Below are 19,254 nucleotides of genomic sequence, written 5' to 3'. Positions count from 1 at the left end.
GCGCCGGTCGCACCGTCATATGCGGCAAAGCTGGTAGGTCGGCGCGATATGTGGTTCTTTTGACTGTGAATATCCCTCATTGGAAACATCCACCCATGAAGATCGCTTTTATCGCCAGCCGCTCTGATGTTGCACAGGATGCGTTGACGGCGCTGAGCGCACGATACGGCAATGTCACGCGCGAGGAGGCAGAGGTTATCGTCGCCCTCGGGGGGGACGGGTTCATGCTGCAGGCGCTGCACGACTCGCAAGAGCTGTCGACGCCGGTCTATGGCATGAACCGCGGCACCATCGGGTTCTTGATGAACGCCTATGCCGAAGAGGATCTGGTGGATCGTCTGCGCGCAGCAGAAGAGGCGGTGATCAACCCGCTGGTGATGGTCGCCACCCACGCGAATGGCGAGACCTCCAAGGCGCTGGCCTTGAACGAGGTCGCCTTGCTGCGCGAAGGGCCGCAAGCCGCCAAGCTGCGGATCAGCGTCGACGGGCGCGTGCGGATGGAGGAGCTGGTCTGCGATGGCGCACTGGTGGCGACGCCTGCCGGGTCCACCGCCTATAATTACTCCGCGCACGGTCCGATCCTGCCGATTGGCGCGGATGTGCTGGCCCTGACGGCGATGGCGGCGTTTCGGCCACGGCGCTGGCGCGGGGCCTTGCTGCCGAAAACGGTGACCGTGCGCTTTGATGTGTTAGAGCCCGCCAAACGCCCTGTGATGGCCGACGCCGACGGGAATTCCTACCGCGATGTCGTCGCGGTCGAGATCACCTCGGACCCGTTGATCAAGCACCGTATCCTGTTCGATCCGGGCCACGGTCTGGAAGAACGGCTGATCAGCGAGCAGTTCAACTAATCCGCGTTTCAGACGGAACCGCGGTGCCTTTGGCGCGTTGATATTCCGAGACGCATGAGAGGCCATTCAGGTGCTTTCATCGTTTGGAATTATAGCAAAAGGAGACCTGACATGAATTGGGATACAATCAAAGGTAACTGGAGCCAGATGACCGGTAAGGTCAAAGAAGAATGGGGTGATCTGACCGACGATGACCTGACAGAAGCCGCCGGCGAACGCGACCAGCTGGTCGGCAAGATTCAGGCGCGCTACGGCGTTGCCAAAGACGAGGCGGAGCGTCAGGTAGACAGCTTCGTGGCCAAACACTAACTGGCCTAGATATTGAATAGAAAAGGCGGCTGTTACAGCCGCCTTTTTCGCATTCTGGGGTACCGGATCTATCAGCTGTCCTTGGCGTAGCCGATGGTTTGCAGCGCCGACTTTATCTCGTCCAGAATGGCCGGATCGTCGATCGTGGCGGGCAGTTTGAACGGCTCTGCATCGGCCAGTTTGACCATCGTCGCCCGCAGGATCTTGCCTGAACGCGTCTTGGGCAAGCGATCCACCACCAGCGTCATCTTATAGGCTGCCACTGGCCCGATCTGGTCACGCACCCGTTGCTGACATTCGGCTGCAATCTCGGCATGGGGGCGGTCGACCCCTTTGGACAGGCACACAAACCCCATCGGGGCTTGGCCCTTCAGCGGATCGTTGACGCCGATCACGGCACATTCAGCCACATCGGGGTGGCCGGCCAGAACCTCCTCCATCGCGCCGGTGGACAAGCGGTGACCGGCGACGTTGATCACGTCATCGGTGCGCGCCATGATATAAAGATATCCATCCTCGTCGATCCTGCCCGCATCCCCCGTTTCGTAGTATCCGGGATAGGTCGTGAGGTAACTTTTGCGGAAGCGATCTTCGGCATTCCACAGGGTGGGCAGCGTGCCGGGAGGCAGGGGCAGTTTGATCGCGATAGACCCCAAAGTACCAGCGGGTTGCGGCTCGCCCGCCTCGTTCAGGATTTGCACGTCATAGCCCGGCATCGGCACCGTGGGGGAGCCGACCTTGACCGGCAGCGCCTCTAGTCCGGCGGGGTTGCCGACGATGGTATAGCCGGTTTCGGTCTGCCACCAATGGTCATAGACGGGTATGCCCAGCTTTTCCTGCGCCCAGATCACGGTGTCTGGGTCGGCGCGCTCGCCCGCGAGATACAGCGCGCGCAGGCAGGAAATATCGTATTTGCCAATCTCCTCGCCCTTGTGATCTTCGCGTTTGACGGCGCGGATCGCGGTGGGGGCGGTAAAGAAACTGCGGACATTGTGTTCGGAAATGACGCGCCAGAAGGTGCCCGCATCGGGTGTGCCCACGGGCTTGCCTTCGAACACGACGGTGGTGTTGCCATGCACCAGCGGGCCATAGCAGATATAGCTGTGGCCCACGACCCAGCCCACATCGGAGGCGGCCCAGAAGACATCGCCCGGATCGACGTTGTAGATGTTCTTCATCGTCCAGTTCAGCGCCACCAAATGCCCCGCGGTTTGGCGCACCACGCCCTTGGGCGCGCCGGTCGTGCCCGAGGTGTAAAGAATATAGGCGGGGTGGTTTCCCTCCACCGCGACGCAGGGCGCGGGGGTGGTGCCTTTTTGCGCCGCGTGCCAATCCAGATCGCGCCCCGGTGTCAGATCGCAGGGGGCCTGTTCGCGTTGCAGGATCAGGCAGAAATCGGGTTTGTGGTCGGCCTGTTCAATGGCCCCGTCAAGCAGCGGCTTATAGGCCACGACGCGTGCCGGTTCCAACCCGCAGGATGCGGCGATGATCGCTTTGGGGGTGCAGTCGTTGATCCGCACGGCCAGCTCGTTCGAGGCAAAGCCGCCGAACACGACCGAATGTACCGCCCCGATCCGTGCGCAGGCGAGCATCGCCTCAAGCGCTTCGGGGACCATCGGCATATAGATGATCACGCGGTCGCCTTTGCCCACGCCATTGGCCTGTAGCGCACCGGCGACAGCGGCGACGCGGGTTTGCAGCTCGGCAAAGGTGATCTTGGTCTGGGTGCCGGTGATCGGGCTGTCATGGATGATCGCCACCTGATCGGCACGGCCGTTTTCCACATGGCGGTCAACGGCATTATAGCACGCATTTACTTTGGCGCCGGCGAACCATTCGTACAGATCATTGCCCTTGTCGAACAACGCCTGACGGGGCTCTTCCTCCCAATCGATGGCTTTGGACTGCTCTAGCCAGTAGGCTTCAGGGTTGTCCTGACAGCTTTTGTAAATGTCGTGATATCCCATATGCGGCTCCCTCCCGTGAACGCGAATACCATTTGGTAGGCCACGGCTGCAGGAAAGAGCAAGAGCTTGCGCCTATATCGCGGCCATCCGGCAATAAAATTTACAGCCGCTTCCCCGCGCGCGGTGTCAAAATTTACAAGCGCGTTTCGGCCGGTTTCCGGTAGCGCACAGAAATTCGCGCAGCTCATGTCGAATATGACCCACCGCGTCGAATTTGGATCAGATCAATCGCGCAAAGGGGCGCAGCATCGCGGATAGGGACGGCATGTCGCCGCCCTTCGTCTTTGAACAAAGGTTCAGAACAATGGGTGATAAGCACGCCAACAAGAAGAAAAAGGCCAAAGCAGATGCACGGCCTGCCAAGCCGATGCCAAGCAGCGTGTCTGACATCAAGGCACCCTTTGCGGCCAAGGGCACCAAACCGGCCAAGTAATTCCGGCCGGTTCCGGTCCATGCGCCGCCCCGTATAAGGGCGGCGTTTTCACGCGAGGCGTCACCCGTATTCGGCGACCGGCGTACCCGCGATAGCACCGACGTTCAGCAGCCCGCGCGCGGTGATCGACGGAGAGACGATATGTGCACGGTTGCCCATCCCCATCAGGATCGGCCCAACCTCAAGCCCGCCTCCCTTCATCTTCAGAATATTGCGCACGCCCGATGCCGCATCCGCATGGGCAAAGACAAGAACATTCGCGGCACCTTCCATCCGGTTCGAGGGCAGCAGACGGCTGCGCAGCTCGGGGTCGAGTGCGGCATCGATGTTCATCTCGCCCTCATAGCAGAAATCATGGTTGCCCGCATCCAGCAGCCGCAGCGCCGCGCGCAGACGTTTGCCTGACCCTTCGCCCTGATTACCGAACTGGCTTTGCGAACACAGGGCGATCTTGGGTTCGATGCCGAAACGTTGCACGTGACGTGCAGCACCGATGGCGATCTCGGCGATCTGTTCGGGGGTGGGGTGCAGATGCACCTGCGTATCCGCGATAAACAGCGGCCCATCTTCCAGGATCATCAGCGACAAGGCCCCATGGGGGCGCCGCCCGTCGCGACCGAGAACCTGTTCGATATAATTCATATGCCAGCGGAATTCCCCGAAGGTGCCGCAGATCAGGCTGTCGGCCTCTTCGCGGTGCACCATCACCGCGCCGATGGCGGTGGTATTGGTGCGCATGATGGCGCGTGCGATATCAGGTGACACGCCGCGGCGGGCCATCAGGTTGTGATAGGTCTCCCAATAGTCGCGGTAGCGCGGGTCGTTTTCGGGGTTCACCAGATCCACCGTCTCGCCCAGCTTGATGGTCAGACCAGCCTTTTCGATGCGCCGTTCGATCACCTCGGGGCGGCCGATCAGGATCGGGCGTTCCTTGGTTTCCTCCACCATGGCCTGGGCGGCGCGCAGCACGCGTTCGTCTTCGCCTTCGGCAAAGACGATCCGGCGCGGGGCCACGCGCGCGGCCTCGAACACGGGGCGCATCAGCATCGACGATTTGAAGACCGAGCTGTCCAGCTTGTGGCGATAGGCGGCCAGATCCTCGATCGGGCGAGTGGCGACGCCGGTGTCCATCGCGGCTTTCGCGACGGCAGTAGACACGACACCGATCAGGCGCGGGTCAAAGGGTTTGGGGATCAGGTAGTCGGGGCCAAAGGTCAGCTGTTCGCCCTGATAGGCGGCGGCAGCCTCGGCCGAGGTGGTGGCACGGGCAAGCGCGGCGATCCCGTCGATACAGGCGATCTTCATCTCGTCATTGATCGTGGTTGCCCCCACATCCAGCGCACCGCGGAAGATAAAGGGGAAGCACAATACGTTGTTGACCTGATTGGGAAAATCCGACCGTCCCGTCGCGATAATCGCATCAGTGGCCACTGCACGGGCCAGATCGGGCATGATTTCCGGCGTGGGGTTGGCCAGCGCAAAGATGATCGGCTGCGGCGCCATTTTCTGCACCATTTCGGGGCTCAGGACACCGGGACCAGAGAGGCCGAGGAACAGGTCGGCATCATGGATCACATCGGCCAGATCACGCAGGTCGGATTTCTGCGCGTATTCCGATTTGATCGGGTTCATGTCGATCTCACGGCCCTCGTAGACCAGACCGTGAATGTCACAAAGCCAGACGTTCTCGCGCTTCACGCCGAGTTTCAGCAGCATGTTCAGACAAGCAATGCCCGCAGCGCCGCCGCCTGTGGATACGATCTTGATGTCCTCGAACTTCTTGCCCGCCACGAAAAGCGCGTTCTTCACGGCGGCCCCAACGACAATCGCTGTGCCGTGCTGGTCGTCGTGGAAAACCGGAATGTTCATCCGCTCGCGGCAAATGCGTTCGACGGTAAAGCAATCGGGGGCCTTGATGTCTTCGAGGTTGATCGCGCCGAAGGTCGGCTCTAGCGCGCAGACCAGTTCAGCGAGCTTTTCGGGGTCATTCTGGTCCAGCTCGATGTCGAAGCAATCGATATTGGCGAATTTCTTGAAAAGGACGGCCTTGCCCTCCATCACCGGTTTGGAGGCCAGCGCGCCGATATTGCCAAGCCCCAGAACCGCCGTGCCATTGGTTACCACACCCACAAGGTTCGCACGGGTGGTGTAATGCGCGGCTGTGGTCGGGTCTGCCTTGATCTCAAGGCAGGCTTCAGCCACGCCGGGGGAATAGGCGCGCGCCAGATCGCGGCCGTTCGCCAGTGGTTTGGTCGCGCGCACTTCGAGTTTTCCGGGCTTGGGGAAAGCGTGATAGTCAAGTGCGGCTTGGCGCAGATTGGGCGCATCGGTCATGTTTTGGCGGTCCTTTAAGAGAGTAGTTTAGCGTTAAACTATTTTGCCAGCCGCGCCAACACGACTTTTGGAGCGGAGCGTGTCACCGCCCATGCGGCGCAGATTATGGGGCGGGAAGGGGGCCAGCCCCCATCGTGGCAGGCCACGATTCCCCCGGAGTTTGTCTGGCAAAATGAAGCATGGCATTTTTCCGCTTTTGGCATCGCAACTTTGGCGAAAGGTTTTTATAGTTTTGTGAAACTTGGGGGAATTATGACCAGTGATTTGCGACAGCACGCTAGCGCCGTGCAGGAAAATGCCTATGCGCCCTATTCCAATTTCAAGGTGGGGGCCGCGTTGCGCACGGCCTCGGGTGCGGTGTTTGTCGGCTGCAACGTGGAAAACGTCGCCTACCCGGAAGGCACCTGTGCCGAAGCCGGTGCCATCGCCGCCATGATCGCGGCGGGCGAGACGGCTTTTGTCGAGGCCTATGTGATCGCGGGCAGCCCCACACCCGTCACGCCCTGTGGCGGCTGCCGTCAGAAACTGGCGGAATTCGGTCAGGGGGACGCGCGGGTGACCATGGCGACCCTGTCGGGCGTTGAAGAGGTGATGACGATGGCCGAGCTGTTGCCCGGTGCCTTTGGCCGCGCGCATATGGAGGGCTAAGCCATGGATGCCCGCGCGATCCTGTCCAAACTGCGGCACCGGCGGTCGCTGAACCGAGAAGAGCTTGTCTGGTTCGCGATGGCCCTTGCCGACGGGCGGGTCAGTGATGCGCAGGCGGGGGCCTTTGCGATGGGGGTCTGTCAGGTCGGGCTGAGCGATGTGGGCCGCGTGGCCCTGACGCTTGCCATGCGCGACAGCGGGCGGGTGTTCGACTGGGATCTGAACGGGCCGGTGCTGGATAAACATTCGACGGGCGGTGTGGGCGATTGCGTCAGCCTTGTGCTGGCCCCTGCCTTGGCCGCCTGCGGGGCCTATGTGCCAATGATTTCGGGGCGTGGGCTGGGGCATACCGGCGGGACGCTGGACAAGCTCGAGGCCATTCCGGGTGTGAATACCACATTGGACGAGGCGCAGTTTCGCGCCGTGGTGGCCAGGGCAGGCTGTGCGATTGTCAGTGCGACCGACGGTATCGCCCCCGCGGACAAGCGGCTTTATGCGGTGCGCGATGTGTCCTCGACCGTGGACAGCCTTGATCTGATCACCGCGTCGATCCTGTCGAAGAAGCTGGCGGCGGGGCTGGATGGTTTGGTCTTGGACGTCAAGGTCGGCAGCGGTGCCTTCATGAAAGATCTGGCGCAGGCGCAGGCGCTGGCGACGGCGCTGACCAAGACCGCAAACGCCAGCGGGTGCCGGACGACGGCGGTGATCAGCGATATGAGCCAGCCCCTGGTGCCGAGCCTTGGAAACGCGCTGGAAGTGGCCGAAGTGATGCGCGTGCTGACGGGGCACAACAAGGGGCCGATTGTCTCGGTCTGTGCGGCGCTTGGCGGGGTGTTGCTGGCCAATGCAGGGCTGGCGGGCGATGTGCAGGTCGGGGCGGATATGATCGTGCAGGCGATCCGGTCGGGCCGCGCGGCGGAACGCTTTGGCGTGATGATCGCGGCCATGGGCGGGCCTGCGAAGTTTGTCGAAAACTGGACGCGGTTCCTGCCCGAGGCGACGATCATCGCAGAGGTCCCCGCACCGAAAACCGGATATGTAACCGCGATTGACGGCGAGGCTTTGGGCCTTGCAGTCGTCGCTTTGGGCGGCGGGCGCGCGGTCGAGACGGACCAGATCAACCCGGCCGTGGGGATTTCGGATGTCGTCCGCCTGGGCGCGAAAGTATCGTCCAAGGGGCCACTGGCGGTGGTGCATGCCGCCCGCGCCGGTGACGCAGAGCGGGCCGCACAGGCGGTGCGCGGTGCGATTACCATCGGCCCGAAGCCGGTCGCCGTGCCGGATTTGATTGTAGAGAGGGTCGGCTGATGGCGCGTGCTTTTCTGGTTGTGATGGATTCCGTCGGTATCGGCGGTGCCCCCGATGCGGACACCTTCTTTAACGGGCGTGTGCCGGACACCGGCGCGAATACCCTTGGTCATATCGCGCAGGCCTGTGCGGAGGGCCGTGCAGAAGACGGGCGCAGCGGCCCCTTGAACGTGCCGCATATGGCGTCGCTGGGGCTTGGCCCCGCGATTGAACTGGCCAGCGGGCTGCATATCGCAAGCCTTGATAGCACCGTCAGCGGCACATGGGGCGCGGCGACAGAAATCTCGCGCGGCAAGGATACGCCCTCGGGTCATTGGGAATTGGCCGGTTTGCCCGTCCCGTGGGAGTGGCATTACTTTCCCGATGTGTCGAAGTCCTTTCCGCCCGCGCTGGTCGCGCAGCTTGCGGCCTTTGCCGGCACGGACGAGATCTTGGGGAATTGCCACGCCCCCGGCACCGCCATTATCGAGGAGTTCGGCGCGCAGCATATCAAGACCGGTTTCCCGATCTGCTATACCTCGGCCGACAGCGTGTTGCAGATCGCCGCGCATGAAGAGAGTTTCGGCCTGCAACGGCTGTTGGACCTATGCGAAAACATGGCCCCGATCGCGCATGAGATGAAAGTCGGGCGGGTGATCGCGCGTCCCTTCATCGGGGATGCGCAAAGCGGTTTTACCCGCACCACCAACCGTCGTGATTTCGCGATCACGCCACCCGCGCCGGTGCTGAGCAACTGGGTGCAGGACAGTGGTGCCCGTGTTTATGCCGTTGGAAAGATCGGCGACATTTTTTCGATGACCGGTTTTGATGAGGTGCGCAAAGGGTCTGACGAGACATTGATGGGCCATCTTGGTGATCTGGTTGAAAGCGCCGAAGACGGCAGCCTGACGTTTGCGAATTTTGTGGAGTTTGACAGTCTTTATGGGCATCGGCGCGATGTGTCGGGCTATGCCCGCGCGCTTGAGTGGTTTGATGCCGAGATTGGTAAGCTGCTGGGGCAACTGCGTGACGGGGATTTGCTGGTGCTGACCGCAGATCACGGGAACGACCCGACTTGGGTGGGCACCGACCACACCCGCGAACGGGCCCCGGTTCTGGTGGCAGGGCAGGGTGCTGGCAGCTTGGGGCAGATCGGCTTTCGCGATGTCGCTGGGCTGGTGGCGCGGCATCTTGGGGTTGCGGTGCCCGACTAAACTCTGTTCGGCGGCGTATCGGTCGGATGGGGGCCAGCCCCCATCGCGGCGGGGCCGCGATCCCCCCGGAGTTTGACTGGCAAAATGAAGCTGGCGAAGATGCGATGGTTGCGGGGCACGGCTTTTCGGGGCATGAGTTCAGCCAAGTAATATGGAGAGCGCCCCGATGTCCGATATCGTTGAACACCTGACCGTCGTTAATCATCCGCTGGTGCAGCACAAGCTGACAATCATGCGGGATAAATCCACATCGACCGCGGCGTTCCGTCAGTTGCTGCGCGAGATCAGCCAGCTTCTGGCCTATGAGGTGACCCGCGGCCTGCCGATGACGACCAAGCGGATCGACACGCCAATGCAGCCGATGGACGCACCTACGCTGGACGGCAAGAAGCTGGCGCTGATCTCTATCCTGCGGGCGGGCAACGGGTTGATGGATGGCGTGCTGGAGCTGATCCCGTCGGCACGGGTAGGCTTTGTTGGTCTGTATCGTGACGAGGAAACGTTGCAGCCGGTGGAATACTATTTCAAGGTGCCCGAGGGTATGGACGACCGTCTGGTGATCGCCGTGGACCCGATGCTCGCCACCGGTAATTCATCCGTGGCTGCGATCGACATGCTGAAGAAAGCCGGTGCGACCAATATCCGCTTCCTGTGTCTGCTGGCGGCCCCCGAGGGGGTGGCCCGCATGAAAGAGGCGCATCCCGATGTGCCGATCGTCACCGCGGCGGTCGACGAGAAGCTGAACGAGCAAGGGTATATCATTCCCGGGCTTGGTGATGCCGGTGACCGGATGTTCGGGACCAAGTAAGGCGCAAAATGGGCGATCCGGTGATCAGGGTACTTTACTCTGAAACCGGGATCGCGCATGGTTTATGTACTACATTGTGTGGGGGCGCAGATGAAATTTACTAGTATTGTGGCAGTTGCGGCATTGATGACGACGTTTGGGGCAGGAATTGCCCAAGCGCAAAGCTTTCGCGATCAACCGGCGGAATTCCCGTCGGCCTCGTACAAGGGCAAGCAATATGTCGACAGCAAAGGCTGTGTGTTTATTCGGGCCGGTATCGACGGCAATGTGACCTGGGTGCCGCGCGTGTCGCGCAAGCGTCAGGGTGTTTGCGGCTTCAAGCCGACCAATGTGCAGACAGCGGCCAGCGCGCCTGCCGGTGGTGCTGATGCGCCGGTGCAGATCACCGTGAACAACGCGCCCGCCGCGGCCAAACAGCCCACGGTTGCGGCACGCCCTCTGCCACAGCGCAAGGCCAAGCCGGTTGTTGTACGCCAGAAAGCACCCAAGCCGGTGCGCCAGCCGGTGCCACGCTCGGTCGACGTGCCGGCCGCACCGCGCGCGCAAGCGCCGGTGGCGGTGGCGCAGGTGCCGACCACCTGTGCCGGACGCTCTGCCATCAGCCAGCAATACTCCGGGTCGCGGACCAAGGGGCTCGCCGTGCGTTGCGGCCCGCAAACCGCGCCGATCCTGCCCTCCACCGCGCAGGTCGGGGCCGTGGCATCTGCGCCGTCCTATGGGGCAACCACAGGCAGCGTCGCGGCCACTGCGGCCCCCGCAGCGGCGCATGCGCATACGCGGATCGTGCCGAAACATGTCGCGATCAACCGCCAGAACACCTATGCCAACGTCTCGGTGCCCAAAGGATATCGCCCCGTGTGGGAAGACGACCGTCTGAACCCCAAGCGGGCCGAACAGAACCTTGAGGGGCGGTCCAAGATGTTGTTGATCTGGACCAACACCGTGCCGCGCCGTCTAGTGAACCAAAGCACAGGGCGGGACATGACCGCGCGTTTGCCGCTGGTCTACCCCTATACCTCGGTGGAGCAGCAGCGCCGCGAGTTGGGCGAGGTGAGCTTTGCCAAGCGCAACGGCCAGCTGGTGAAACGTATCGTCCGCAACAAGAACGCAGCGCCCGCCGCGCGCAAGCCGGTCTACTCCAGCCGTTCGACCCCCAAGCCAGTCGCCACAGCCCCAGCGGCCCCGCGTGCCGCAGGTAAGACCTATGTGCAGATCGGCGTCTATGGGGACAGCGCGAACGCGCAGCGCGCGGCACAACGTATCGCGCGGATGGGGATGGGCGCGCGCATCGGTAAGTCCATCCGCGGCGGCAAGACCTATCTGTCGGTGCAGGCAGGGCCCTTTGGCGCGTCCGCTGCACCGGCGGCTTTGGGTAAGTTGCGCGGTGCCGGTTACGGGGATGCCTACATCCGCTGACGCATCTGCACGACAGTACAGACAAAAGGCCAGTCGGGGCGATCCGGCTGGCCTTTTGCGTTGAAGGTCGGAGTGTGTATCTCTGCCTTAGCCGCCGCAGATATTTTGCAGGCGCAGCCAGTCGGCATCATTCAGCAGTGGGTCGGTTTCCTTGCCGTTCATCGGATCGGCTTCGATCAGGGGCAGCACCGTCTCTCCGGTGATGTCGCGGGCTTGCGCGTAAGGCGTGCTGTGCAAGCGCTGTTTTTCGAAACGGGCAAGCAGGGCGTCAACGGGCGGTTCCGGCGCGGGTTCGGCCATCAGATCTTCGGCGTAGCGTGTGAGGGCCGCATCCGAGACATCGCCGGTGGTCAGCAGGCGGAAGTTTTCGCGGATGCCGATGGTGGCGAGCATATGTTCAAGCGGGTCTGTGACGGCGCGTTTCGCTTGCTCCGCCAGAATATAGCCGCCCGCGATATCGGGGGACTCGTAATCCTCGAAGAGGGTCTTGTTCAGCACGATCAGCCCGCCGGGCAGGTGCAGGCTGGGGCGGGTCATGGCGGGCAGCACCACCATCGGATCAGACGACAGCCGCGCGCCGAGCTTTGCCAGCGCCGTGCGCCCGCGGGCGTTGGTACAGGCGGGGCCGGACACCCGTTCGATCTTTTTCAGGAGCGCCGCCCCGATGGAGGCGCGTTTGACCTTGGGTACCACCCGCAGCGTGTGATCTTGCAGCGCGCCCGGCAGCCAGAACAGCGCCACCGCCGCCACCACCAGCGCCGAGGTCAGCACCCCGGCAAAGCGCAGCCGCCCCGGGCGGGGGCGACGGCGTTCGACCACGCGGCGCAGGGTTTCGATGGCGTCGATCATCTCTCCCTCGCTGTCGGGGATTTCCAGCGTTTCACTGGGGTCGCCGTCGGGGTGGAAAATCGCAGGGCGGGTGCCAGGGTTTGACCGCGCCAAAGCCGCCAGTGACCAATGGGTCAGCGCCTGATCCTTGAGGTCGGAAATCACCAGTGTCGCATCGCCGATCGACACGATGACCTCGCGACGTTGGGCATCGGGGGCCGAACGCCATAGTCCGGTTGCTTCCAACCGGGCGTATTTGGAAAGGGCTGTCATATCCTGAAGTATAGTGCCTAACTGTTTTGGATAGTTTACCACCTGACACGGGTTGAGCAATGGGTGGACTTAAGACAGCATAGGAGAATTCGAAAGGAGCGTCCCATGCAGATCAAGCCCGCACATCCCGATGATGCCGCCAGACTTGTCGAGATCTGGTATCGTGGTTGGCATCAGGCCCATGCCGATGTCGTGCCGCCCGCCTTGACCGCCCTGCGCAGTTTCGAAGAGTTCACGATGCGGATGCGTGTGCACCTTAAACATACGCAGGTGGTCTGGGTCGATGGGCAGATCGCGGGGTTCTTCATGGTGGACCATGACGAGATCTACCAGTTCTACGTCAGCGATGCCTTTCAGGGCAGCGGTCTGGCGCAGCAGATGATGGCGGCGACCGAAGCAGAACTGGGGCATGGGTTGAAATGGCTGGCCTGTTCGGTTGGCAACACCCGCGCCGCGCGGTTCTATGAGGCCTGCGGCTGGGTGCAGGCGGGCACGATCCCCTACGAGGTCGAAACCGGCGAGGGGCCGTTGCAGATCGACGTTTGGCGGTACGAAAAACGGCTCGGCCCGCAAGAGCAGGCAGAGGCGGTGATCGTCGCCGATCCGGTTGTCACGCAGCGCGCGATGTAGACTGCACTAAAGCTTGGCGGCCTGCGCGCGCAGTTCGAATTTCTGGATCTTCCCGGTCGAGGTCTTCGGCAGCTCTTGAAACACCACGCGTTTGGGTGCTTTGAACCCCGCAAGCGTGTCGCGCGCAAAGGCGATCATGGCGGCTTCATCTCCGCTCCGGCCCGGTTTCAGCTCGACAAAAGCACAGGGCACTTCGCCCCATTTCTCGTCTGGTTGCGCGACAACGGCGGCGAGGTTCACATCCGGATGGCCCATCAATACGCCTTCGACCTCGACGGACGAGATGTTCTCGCCGCCCGAGATGATGATGTCCTTGGCGCGGTCGGCGATCTGCATATGTCCGTTTGGATGCTGCACCGCCAGATCGCCCGAATGGAAATACCCGCCCGCAAAGGCCGCGCGCGTGGCGGCGGGGTTCTTGAAATACCCTTTCATCACCGAATTGCCGCGGATCATGATCTCTCCCTGTGTGGCAGCGTCCAGCGGGACTTGGGCCATTTTGCTATCCATGACGGTGATCTCTTCCATCATCGGCATGGCGACGCCCTGACGGGCCTTGATCGCGGCGCGCTCGGCCCCTTGGGCGCTGTCCCATGCGGGGTCCCACAGACATTCAGTGACATGGCCGTAGGTCTCGGTCAGCCCGTAGACCTGCGTGACGTTGAACCCCAAAGCTTCGATCTTGGACAGGGTGGCAGGGGCAGGGGGCGCACCGGCGGTGAAGACCTCCACCTGATGGTCAAAGGCGCGGCGTTCCGCTTCCGTCGCGTTCACCATCATGTTCAGCACGATGGGGGCACCGCCAAAATGGGTCACGCCTTCGTCGGCGATGGCGTCATAGATCGCGGCGGCAGTGATGTCGCGGCAGCAGACCAGTGTACCCCCCAAGAGGGGCATCATCCACGTGTGGTTCCAGCCGTTACAGTGGAACAGCGGTACGATCTGCATGAACACGGGCCGCATCACCATACGCCAGCTGACCACCGTGCCCATGGTCATCAGATAGGCCCCGCGATGGTGATAGACCACGCCTTTGGGCCGCCCCGTCGTGCCAGAGGTATAGTTGAGCGCAAGGCTTTCCCATTCGTCCTGCGGCATGATCCAGTTGAACGCAGGGTCGCCGGTGGCGATGAAATCATCGTATGTGGTGTGGCGACCCGTTGCCGGAAACCCCGCCGCGGGATCAGAGACTTCGATCAGCAGCGGGGGCGGGCCATCGAGGGTTGCACATGCCGCCTCTGCCAGATCGACGAACTGCGTATCGACCAGCAGCACCCGCGCTTCGCCGTGGTCGAGGATGTAGCCCACCGTATCCACATCCAGCCGCGTGTTGATGGTGTTAAGCACGGCACCGCAGGCGGGCACGCCGAAATGCGCCTCTGCCTGCGCGGGGATATTGGGCAGGATCGTCGCCACAACCTGACCCGGTTCAACCCCCGCCGCCGCCAAGGCCGAAGCAAGCTGCGAACAGCGCGCATGGTACTGCGTATAGCTCACCCGATGCGCGCCATAGATCACCGCCGTCACATCGGCAAAGACAAGGGCCGCGCGTTTCAGGTGCGATAGCGGAGTGAGCGGCACGTAATTCGCGGCGCATTTGTCCAATCCGTCTTCGTTCGTCATCCAGCCCATGGCGCACCCTGTCTTTTTTCGCTTTGTCCCGGTTACTATTGCGCAGCATCCCCCGTTTTGGGAAGGATGATAAAAGCAGGGCAAAGGCAGGATATGGGCACGAGTGTAAAGCGGCCAATCACAGATGCGGCGGGGCGGTCATGATCATCAGCCGCGGGCGCAACTATATCTTTGTGCATATCCCCAAGACCGGAGGCACGTCCCTTGCTCTCGCGCTGGAAGCACGGGCGATGAAAGAGGATCTGATGCTGGGCGACACGCCCAAGGCGGTCAAGCGGCGCAAGCGTCTGGCAGGGGCCGCGTCGGCGGGGCGGCTTTGGAAACACGCAACCCTCGCCGATATCGAAGGCGTGGTCACCCGCCAAGAGATTGCCCGGATGTTCGCCTTTGCGCTGGTGCGTAACCCGTGGGACCGGATGGTCAGCTATTACCATTGGCTGCGCGCGCAGGGGTTCGATCATCCCGCCGTGGGGCTTGCCAAGTCGCTGGCGTTTGACGCCTTCGTGCAGACGCCTACCGTGCAGGGCAGCCTTCTGGCCTCTCCCTACGGGGCATATCTGCGTGACGGCGCGGGCGAGGATCAAAGCAACCTGTTGATCCGGATCGAGCATTTCGGGCAGGACGCGCAGCCGCTGTTTGACCATCTGGGCTTTGATCTGACGTTGCCGCATGCGAATGCGTCGGACCGCGCGGCGGGCTATCGGGACTACTATACCCCCCAAACCCGCGACCTGATCGCCACGACCTGCGCCGAGGATATCGCGCGTTTCGGCTACAGTTTCGACGGCTGAGAGCGCGGGCGGTACATCACCCAGCAAAGCAAAACGGCCAGCAAGAACTGCTGGCCGTTTCCGTTTTCTCTATCGGGCGTTGCCGGCTTAAGCGGCTTTGGCGTCCGGCCCGAAGCGGCCATAGAAGGTCTGGTTCTTCTCGGCCATTTCACGCAGCAGGTCAGGGCATTTGAACCGCTCGCCGAACTGAGCTTCCAACTGGTCACAACGTTCCGCGGCATAAGGCGTGCCGATGATGTCGAGCCAGCTGAACGGGCCGCCGGACCAAGGCGCAAAGCCCCAGCCAAGGATCGCACCCACGTCGCCTTCGCGGATGTCTTCCAGCACGCCTTCTTCCAGCGCACGTACCGCTTCGAGCACTTGCACGAACATCAGACGGTCCTGCACATCGCGCAGGTCTGGCTGTTCCTCGGCCAGCGGGAATTTGTCGTGCATCCCCTTCCAATAGCCCTGACGCTTGCCCTTTTCGTCATAGTCAAAGAAGCCCGCGTTCGCCTTGCGGCCCAGACGACCCAGATCTTCCATCCAGAAGATCAGATCATCTGCTTGGCTGGCAGGATAGGCATTGCCCATGGCCGCCTTGGTCGCGCGGGCAATCTTGGCCCCCAGATCGATCGAGGTCTCATCGGTCAGCTGCACCGGCCCCACAGGGAAGCCCAAAAGCTGCGCCGCGTGGTCGACCAGTTGCGGTGCCGCCCCTTCGGTGATCATCCGCGCGCCTTCGTTGGCATAGGGGATGATGCAGCGGTTGGCATAGAAGAACCGCGCGTCGTTGACCACGATCGGCGTCTTGCGGATCTGACGCACATAATCGAGCGATTTGGCCACCGCACGGTCGCCCGTTTCAGCACCCTTGATGATCTCGACCAGCGCCATTTTCTCGACGGGCGAGAAGAAGTGGATGCCGATGAACTGATCCGCGCGGCTGGAGGCTTTGGCCAGCTCGGTGATCGGCAGGGTCGAGGTGTTGGAGGCAAAGATGCAATCCTCGGGGATCACGGCTTCGACCTTCTTGGTCATCTCGGCCTTGACGGCAGGGTCTTCGAAGACGGCTTCGATGATCAGGTCACAGCCTTTCAGCGCGTCCAGATCGGTGGTCGCGGTGATCAGATCAAGGGCGGCGGCTTTCTTCTCCTCGGTGGATTTCTTGCGCGCGATGCCTTTGTCAAAGAAGCTGGCGGAATAGGCTTTGCCCTTGTCGGCGGCTTCTTGGGTCTGGTCGATCAGCACGACCTCGATCCCGGCTTGCACGGAAACAAGCGTGATGCCCGCGCCCATCATGCCAGCCCCCAGAACGCCCAGTTTCTTGACGCGCTGATCGGCAATGCCTTCGGGACGTACCGCGCCTTTTTCCAGCGCTTCCTTGTTCAGGAACAGCGACCGGATCATGGCAGAGGAAGACGGGTTCAGCAGGATGTTGGTGAACCAGCGCGCCTCGATCTTCAGCGCGGTATCGAAGGGCACAAGCGAGCCCTCGTAAACGGCGCTCAGCAGGGCCTTGGCTGCAGGGAAGGCACCTTGGGTCTTGCCGTTGACCATCGCATTGGCCCCGACAAACGTCATGAAGCCCGCAGGGTGATAGGGGGCACCACCGGGCATCTTGTAGCCCTTGGCGTCCCAGGGTTTCAGAATGTCCGCATCCTTGGCATTCAGCACCCATTCTTTCGCGGCGGCCACGGGATCCGCGACAACTTCGTCGATCAGACCGGCAGATTTCGCGGCAGCAGGGGCAACCATCTTGCCTTCCAGCAAGAAGGGCGATGCGGCCATCGCGCCCAGTTTGCGCGCCAGACGGGTGGTGCCGCCCGCGCCGGGGAAGATACCGACCATGATCTCGGGCAGACCAATACGCGCCTTTGGGTTGTCGGCGACAAAAATGCGGTGCGTGGCAAGCGGCAGTTCAAGCCCGATGCCCGCGGCAGTGCCGGGCAGGGCAGAAGCAATCGGCTTGCCGCCCTTGTTGGTCTTGGCGTCCATGCCCGCGCGTTCGATCTTGCGCAGCAGGGCGTGCATTTTCATCGTGCCGTCAAACAGCCCTTGCGCCGGATCATCGCCTGCGTCTTCGCGCATCTTGGCAAGCAGGTTCAGGTCCATACCACCGGCAAAAGACCCGTCCTTGCCAGAGGTGATCACGGCCCCCTTGATGGCGTCGTCGGACAGGACCGTGTCGATGATGCTGTCCAGCTCGGACAGGCCCTCGATCGACATGACGTTCATGGATTTTCCGGGCACGTCCCAGGTGATGATGGCGACGCCGTCGGCGTCTGTCTTCATGGTGAAATCGGTCATTTAAATCTCTCCCTGATTTGGAGTGTGTTACGAGCGCTGAGGCGTATAGTCAGCGAATTTTTCAAGCAGTGAGCGGATCAAGGCGATGGTGGCTTCGGGGCCTTTGTCGCAGTCTTCCTCGCTTAGCAGTATCCGTTTGAAGTCCTTGAACCGCTCGCGGTCATAGCTGTCGCTTGGATCGTTGCGATGCTTGAAGAACAGCGGCGGCGTGGCCTGATACAGACGCACATATTGCCCCCCGCGTTCCTCTGCGAGCTGAAGGTCCTTCAACCCACGCCGCGTTGCCAGATCGGCCACGGCGTGGAAAGGATGCGGCTGGTCGCCCATCAAACGCGCTCGATGATGGTGGCGGCACCCATGCCGGAGGCGATGCAAAGCGTGGCCATCCCGACTTCCTTGTCCGAACGCTCAAGCTCGTCCAAAAGCGTGCCGATGATCATCGCGCCGGTGGCCCCCAAGGGGTGACCCATGGCGATCGACCCGCCGTTCACGTTGACCTTGCTTTCATCAACGTCGAACGCCTGCATGAAGCGCATGACGACAGCGGCGAAAGCTTCGTTGACCTCGAACAGATCGATGTCGTTGATGTTCATGCCATTGTCCGCAAGGATCTTTTCGGTCACGGGAACAGGGCCGGTCAGCATGATGGTCGGGTCGGTCCCGATCTTGGCGGTCGCACGAATACGCGCGCGTGGCTTGAGACCGTGTTTCTCGCCGAACTCCTTGTTCCCGATCAGCACAGCCGCCGCACCGTCCACGATACCCGAAGAGTTCCCCGCGTGGTGGATGTGGTTGATCTTCTCGAGGTGCGGATACTTCATCAGCGCGACCTTATCAAAGCCGGGCATGACCTCGCCCATCTGCTGGAACGCAGGGTTCAGCGACCCGAGCGACTGCATGTCGGTCTGGGGGCGCATGTATTCGTCATGGCTGAGGATCGACAGACCGTTCTGGTCCTTGATCTCGATCACGGATTTATCAAAGCGCCCTTCGTCCCAGGCTTTCTTGGCACGCTGCTGCGACTGCATCGCCAGCTTGTCGGCCTCGTCACGGGTAAAGCCATATTCCGTGGCGATAATGTCAGCCGAAATACCCTGCGGCACGAAATACCGCTCCATCGCGAGCGAGGGGTCAACGGCAATCGCAGCACCATCGCTGCCCATGGCCACGCGGCCCATCATTTCAACGCCACCGGCGATATAGCCCATGCCTGCGCCGCCGCGCACCTGGTTGGCGGCAAGGTTCACAGCTTCCATGCCAGAGGCGCAGAAACGGTTGATGGCAAGGCCGGGGATGCGTTCATCCAGATCGGACGCCAGCACGGCAGAGCGCGCCAGACAGCCGCCTTGCTCCATCACCTGGGTCACGTTGCCCCAGATCACGTCCTCGACAGCATGGCCTTCAAGATTGTTGCGCTCTTTTACAGCGTTGAGCGTCAGCGCGGACAGCCGCAACGAGGTCAGCTCGTGCAGGGCGCCGTCTTTGCGGCCCTTGCCACGCGGGGTGCGCAGGGCGTCGTAGATATATGCTTCGGTCATGTGGTG

Annotated in this window: 17 protein-coding genes; 10 read left to right on the top strand and 7 right to left on the bottom strand. The window is 62.0% G+C overall.

All coding sequences use genetic code 11. From position 1 onward, the window contains the following. Positions 1–95: 95 nt before the first annotated feature. Positions 96–851, top strand: a complete 756-nt coding sequence (locus C1J04_RS13125; RefSeq protein ID WP_005849487.1) for an NAD kinase — start codon at positions 96–98, stop codon at positions 849–851. A gap of 111 nt (positions 852–962) precedes the next feature. After that, positions 963–1,160, top strand: coding sequence for a CsbD family protein (locus tag C1J04_RS13120; RefSeq protein ID WP_005849485.1), 198 nt, complete (start codon positions 963–965; stop codon positions 1,158–1,160). Positions 1,161–1,231: 71 nt separating this feature from the next. Here C1J04_RS13120 and C1J04_RS13115 read toward each other — a convergent pair whose 3' ends face one another. Next, positions 1,232–3,127: a propionyl-CoA synthetase gene (locus C1J04_RS13115; protein WP_009825170.1), complete on the bottom strand. Its 1,896-nt coding sequence runs from the start codon at positions 3,125–3,127 to the stop codon at positions 1,232–1,234. Between the two features lie 304 nt (positions 3,128–3,431). Between C1J04_RS13115 and C1J04_RS13110 the strand changes: the two genes are divergently transcribed. Next, positions 3,432–3,560, top strand: a complete 129-nt coding sequence (locus C1J04_RS13110; RefSeq protein WP_037953861.1) for a hypothetical protein — start codon at positions 3,432–3,434, stop codon at positions 3,558–3,560. Between the two features lie 60 nt (positions 3,561–3,620). On the opposite strand, the gene C1J04_RS13105 is transcribed toward C1J04_RS13110, so the two are convergent. Beyond that, positions 3,621–5,894: an NADP-dependent malic enzyme gene (locus tag C1J04_RS13105; protein WP_009825168.1), complete on the bottom strand. Its 2,274-nt coding sequence runs from the start codon at positions 5,892–5,894 to the stop codon at positions 3,621–3,623. A 252-nt stretch (positions 5,895–6,146) separates the two neighbouring features. Between C1J04_RS13105 and C1J04_RS13100 the strand changes: the two genes are divergently transcribed. The 5 genes from C1J04_RS13100 (at position 6,147) to C1J04_RS13080 (ending at position 11,267) form a co-directional block, all read left to right on the top strand. Next, the gene (locus C1J04_RS13100) at positions 6,147–6,542 is read left to right on the top strand and encodes a cytidine deaminase (protein WP_005849478.1); all 396 of its coding nucleotides are present in this window, start codon (positions 6,147–6,149) and stop codon (positions 6,540–6,542) included. 3 nt (positions 6,543–6,545) lie between these two features. After that, positions 6,546–7,850 (top strand): thymidine phosphorylase, encoded by a 1,305-nt coding sequence (locus tag C1J04_RS13095; RefSeq protein WP_009825166.1) that lies wholly within the window; start codon positions 6,546–6,548, stop codon positions 7,848–7,850. Then, positions 7,850–9,043 (top strand): phosphopentomutase, encoded by a 1,194-nt coding sequence (locus C1J04_RS13090; protein WP_009825165.1) that lies wholly within the window; start codon positions 7,850–7,852, stop codon positions 9,041–9,043. The genes C1J04_RS13095 and C1J04_RS13090 overlap by 1 nt, the downstream gene beginning before the upstream one ends. 166 nt (positions 9,044–9,209) lie before the next feature. Next, entirely contained in the window at positions 9,210–9,851 is a 642-nt protein-coding gene (gene upp, locus C1J04_RS13085) for a uracil phosphoribosyltransferase (protein WP_005849474.1), read from the top strand. A 126-nt stretch (positions 9,852–9,977) separates the two neighbouring features. Then, a complete protein-coding gene (locus C1J04_RS13080) occupies positions 9,978–11,267 on the top strand; it encodes an SPOR domain-containing protein (RefSeq protein WP_009825163.1) in 1,290 nt (429 codons plus the stop codon). A gap of 87 nt (positions 11,268–11,354) precedes the next feature. Here the strand turns inward: C1J04_RS13080 and C1J04_RS13075 are convergent, their stop codons facing one another. Beyond that, entirely contained in the window at positions 11,355–12,368 is a 1,014-nt protein-coding gene (locus C1J04_RS13075; RefSeq protein ID WP_009825162.1) for a hypothetical protein, read from the bottom strand. 105 nt (positions 12,369–12,473) lie between these two features. Between C1J04_RS13075 and C1J04_RS13070 the strand changes: the two genes are divergently transcribed. Further along, a complete protein-coding gene (locus tag C1J04_RS13070; protein ID WP_009825161.1) occupies positions 12,474–12,998 on the top strand; it encodes a GNAT family N-acetyltransferase in 525 nt (174 codons plus the stop codon). Positions 12,999–13,004: 6 nt separating this feature from the next. Here C1J04_RS13070 and C1J04_RS13065 read toward each other — a convergent pair whose 3' ends face one another. After that, the gene (locus C1J04_RS13065) at positions 13,005–14,630 is read right to left on the bottom strand and encodes an AMP-binding protein (RefSeq protein ID WP_009825160.1); all 1,626 of its coding nucleotides are present in this window, start codon (positions 14,628–14,630) and stop codon (positions 13,005–13,007) included. Between the two features lie 140 nt (positions 14,631–14,770). Here C1J04_RS13065 and C1J04_RS13060 point away from each other — a divergent pair, with 140 nt between their 5' ends. Further along, positions 14,771–15,421 (top strand): sulfotransferase family 2 domain-containing protein, encoded by a 651-nt coding sequence (locus C1J04_RS13060; RefSeq protein ID WP_009825159.1) that lies wholly within the window; start codon positions 14,771–14,773, stop codon positions 15,419–15,421. An 87-nt stretch (positions 15,422–15,508) separates the two neighbouring features. Here C1J04_RS13060 and C1J04_RS13055 read toward each other — a convergent pair whose 3' ends face one another. From C1J04_RS13055 to C1J04_RS13045, 3 genes are read right to left on the bottom strand one after another with little or no spacing between them, the layout of a single operon-like run. After that, a complete protein-coding gene (locus tag C1J04_RS13055; RefSeq protein ID WP_009825158.1) occupies positions 15,509–17,710 on the bottom strand; it encodes a 3-hydroxyacyl-CoA dehydrogenase NAD-binding domain-containing protein in 2,202 nt (733 codons plus the stop codon). 27 nt (positions 17,711–17,737) lie between these two features. Then, complete coding sequence (locus tag C1J04_RS13050; RefSeq protein ID WP_009825157.1) at positions 17,738–18,037, bottom strand: acetyl-CoA acetyltransferase; 300 nt, start codon at positions 18,035–18,037, stop codon at positions 17,738–17,740. Beyond that, positions 18,037–19,248, bottom strand: coding sequence for an acetyl-CoA C-acetyltransferase (locus C1J04_RS13045; protein WP_009825156.1), 1,212 nt, complete (start codon positions 19,246–19,248; stop codon positions 18,037–18,039). Before C1J04_RS13045 ends, C1J04_RS13050 begins: the two co-directional genes overlap by 1 nt. Positions 19,249–19,254 lie beyond the last annotated feature (6 nt).

Source organism: Sulfitobacter sp. SK025 (assembly GCF_003352105.1).
In the GTDB taxonomy this organism is placed as follows: domain Bacteria; phylum Pseudomonadota; class Alphaproteobacteria; order Rhodobacterales; family Rhodobacteraceae; genus Sulfitobacter; species Sulfitobacter pontiacus.
Note: the sequence above shows the minus strand (reverse complement) of the source record. Positions and strands in the feature narration are given on the sequence as shown.

Excerpts from the sequence above, each read along its gene's own strand:
- C1J04_RS13125 (WP_005849487.1), top strand. The coding sequence starts at position 96 with ATGAAGATCGCTTTTATCGCCAGCCGCTCTGATGTTGCACAGGATGCG.
- C1J04_RS13120 (WP_005849485.1), top strand. The coding sequence starts at position 963 with ATGAATTGGGATACAATCAAAGGTAACTGGAGCCAGATGACCGGTAAG.
- C1J04_RS13115 (WP_009825170.1), bottom strand. The coding sequence starts at position 3,127 with ATGGGATATCACGACATTTACAAAAGCTGTCAGGACAACCCTGAAGCC.
- C1J04_RS13110 (WP_037953861.1), top strand. The coding sequence starts at position 3,432 with ATGGGTGATAAGCACGCCAACAAGAAGAAAAAGGCCAAAGCAGATGCA.
- C1J04_RS13105 (WP_009825168.1), bottom strand. The coding sequence starts at position 5,894 with ATGACCGATGCGCCCAATCTGCGCCAAGCCGCACTTGACTATCACGCT.
- C1J04_RS13100 (WP_005849478.1), top strand. The coding sequence starts at position 6,147 with ATGACCAGTGATTTGCGACAGCACGCTAGCGCCGTGCAGGAAAATGCC.
- C1J04_RS13095 (WP_009825166.1), top strand. The coding sequence starts at position 6,546 with ATGGATGCCCGCGCGATCCTGTCCAAACTGCGGCACCGGCGGTCGCTG.
- C1J04_RS13090 (WP_009825165.1), top strand. The coding sequence starts at position 7,850 with ATGGCGCGTGCTTTTCTGGTTGTGATGGATTCCGTCGGTATCGGCGGT.
- upp (WP_005849474.1), top strand. The coding sequence starts at position 9,210 with ATGTCCGATATCGTTGAACACCTGACCGTCGTTAATCATCCGCTGGTG.
- C1J04_RS13080 (WP_009825163.1), top strand. The coding sequence starts at position 9,978 with ATGACGACGTTTGGGGCAGGAATTGCCCAAGCGCAAAGCTTTCGCGAT.
- C1J04_RS13075 (WP_009825162.1), bottom strand. The coding sequence starts at position 12,368 with ATGACAGCCCTTTCCAAATACGCCCGGTTGGAAGCAACCGGACTATGG.
- C1J04_RS13070 (WP_009825161.1), top strand. The coding sequence starts at position 12,474 with ATGCAGATCAAGCCCGCACATCCCGATGATGCCGCCAGACTTGTCGAG.
- C1J04_RS13065 (WP_009825160.1), bottom strand. The coding sequence starts at position 14,630 with ATGGGCTGGATGACGAACGAAGACGGATTGGACAAATGCGCCGCGAAT.
- C1J04_RS13060 (WP_009825159.1), top strand. The coding sequence starts at position 14,771 with ATGATCATCAGCCGCGGGCGCAACTATATCTTTGTGCATATCCCCAAG.
- C1J04_RS13055 (WP_009825158.1), bottom strand. The coding sequence starts at position 17,710 with ATGACCGATTTCACCATGAAGACAGACGCCGACGGCGTCGCCATCATC.
- C1J04_RS13050 (WP_009825157.1), bottom strand. The coding sequence starts at position 18,037 with ATGGGCGACCAGCCGCATCCTTTCCACGCCGTGGCCGATCTGGCAACG.
- C1J04_RS13045 (WP_009825156.1), bottom strand. The coding sequence starts at position 19,248 with ATGACCGAAGCATATATCTACGACGCCCTGCGCACCCCGCGTGGCAAG.